Origin of the sequence: Nocardia sp. NPDC060220 (assembly GCF_042727815.1) — a bacterium.
Lineage (GTDB): Bacteria > Actinomycetota > Actinomycetes > Mycobacteriales > Mycobacteriaceae > Nocardia.
In genome coordinates, this window is record NZ_JBHWZY010001057.1 from 1 (window position 1) to 2,091 (window position 2,091).

Annotated in this window: 2 protein-coding genes; one reads left to right on the forward strand and one right to left on the reverse strand. The window is 65.2% G+C overall.

Annotated features, from left to right (window positions below):
* A partial coding sequence (locus ACFWF3_RS33540; protein WP_379317981.1) for a helix-turn-helix domain-containing protein occupies positions 1-357 on the reverse strand: 357 nt, incomplete at its 3' end.
* Positions 358-1,079: 722 nt separating this feature from the next.
* Between ACFWF3_RS33540 and ACFWF3_RS33545 the strand changes: the two genes are divergently transcribed.
* Positions 1,080-2,091, forward strand: a 1,012-nt coding sequence (locus ACFWF3_RS33545; protein ID WP_379317982.1) for a molybdopterin-dependent oxidoreductase, incomplete at its 3' end; no start/stop codon positions are given.

Here is a 2,091-nt window from a genome sequence, read left to right on the forward strand (position 1 = left end):
GGGTTCCTGGAGCGCCAATGTTCGGCGCATCTCGGTGCTGATCTCGGCTCGCAGATCCTCGACGGTCGGGTTGTCGACCGGAGCGAGCCCGGCAAGATCGAAAAGATGCCTGCGCTCGATATCGGTCACCGGCGCGATCCGGTCGAGGTAGCGCACGAGCGCCTCGATCACCGCGTGCGTGGGCCGGTCCCGGTCCCCACTCTCCAAATGGGTGATGTAACTGGAGCTGACTCCCGCCGCGAAGGCGAGCTTTTCCCTCGAAATCCGCCGATCGTCGCGAAGTCGCCGCAGCAACCCGCCGAGCGTCGGCGGTTTCGGCGGCCCGTCAGGCCCGTCGAACGATGGCTTCGGTATCACCCCAACCCTCCCTGTCTGCACGGGCTCATCCTGGATGACTATTCAACCTCGAGCCAACCGCCGACCGGAAAAGATGCCGTTTCTTTATATTGGCGCCCCGTCATTTGGGTAGTTACCGGCGGGCAACTGTGTGCGTGGTCACGAAATGCGGTGTGCCGAACCGAATTAAAAGGATTCTGATTCGTTCCGTTCAGCAGTGCTATAAGATTCCGCACCGCTCGACCACGACCGTCACGATCCCCACCCCGCCTCCGACCGGACGGCCCCGGTCACCGCGGATCGCCCCGGAAACACCTCCCGCCGAGCGCGGCGCCCGTAGGGCACCGGTGGATTCAGCCGCCACCGCCGACCGTCCCGAGCACCCAGTAGAGGTGGCCCGACCCGGCCATAGTTGTGTGTGGCGTCACATCAGCGCTGTTCAGCGGGCACACCGGGTGTGTAAACAAATGTAAACCGCGGGAGAACCAGTCGTTTCCGAAGCATCACCGTCCGCCTGTCGAGGCACCCCCCGATCACCGCGTTCGGCCAGCTCGCGGCCCGTTCACCCTGGTGAGCCCTCGATCGCGGGCGTCGTCGCGAACCTCCCCCGTGACCACGACATTGCGCCGACCTCACAGCTCACCGCGGCCCGAATCCGGATGTGAAAAGTTCGTTTTGCCGAAGGAGTCCGCCTCCTTACAGTTTTCCCCAACAGCCCGATTTCACAGCTCGAAGGGGGCGTCGTGGTTAATTCGCGCACGCAAGGTCCGTCGCCCGCCGATTTCGGCGACACATTGCTGAACCTCGGTAAGTATTTCCAGCGGGGCGAGGTATCGCCCGACAACCGGTCCGTCTACAAGGTCGGTGGTCGCGATGCCGACGAGTTCTACCGCGACCGCTGGTCGCACGACAAGGTGGTGCGCTCCACCCACGGCGTGAACTGCACCGGCTCGTGCTCCTGGAAGATCTACGTCAAGGACGGCGTGATCACCTGGGAGTCCCAGCAGACCGACTACCCGTCGGTGGGTTCGGACAAGCCCGAGTACGAGCCGCGCGGCTGCCCCCGTGGCGCGTCTTTCTCCTGGTACACCTACTCCCCGGCCCGCGTGCGCTACCCGTATGTGCGTGGCACGCTGCTCGACCTGTACCGCAAGGCCAAGGCCGAGCTCAAGGACCCGGTGCTGGCGTGGGAGTCCATCGTCGAGGACCCCGTCAAGGCCAAGGCCTACAAGACCGCGCGCGGTAAGGGCGGGTTCGTCCGCGCCGAATGGTGGGAAGCCGCCGAGATCGCCGCTGCCGCACATGTGTACACGATCAAGCAGTACGGCCCCGACCGCGTAGCCGGCTTCTCGCCGATCCCGGCGATGTCGATGGTCAGCCATGCCACGGGCGCGCGCTTCGTGTCGCTGATCGGCGGCTACATGCTGTCGTTCTACGACTGGTACGCCGACCTGCCGGTGGCCTCGCCGCAGGTGTTCGGTGACCAGACCGACGTGCCGGAGTCGGCCGACTGGTTCGACGCGGGCTACCTCATCATGTGGGGCTCCAACGTCCCGGTGACCCGCACCCCCGACGCGCACTACATGACCGAGGCGCGCTACCGCGGCCAGAAGGTCGTGGTGGTCTCCCCCGACTACGCCGACAACACCAAGTTCGCCGACGAATGGGTGGCCGCGCGGCCCGGTACCGATGCCGCGCTGGCGATGTCGATGGGCCACGTGGTGCTCAAGGAGTTCTTCATCGAGAAGCAGACTC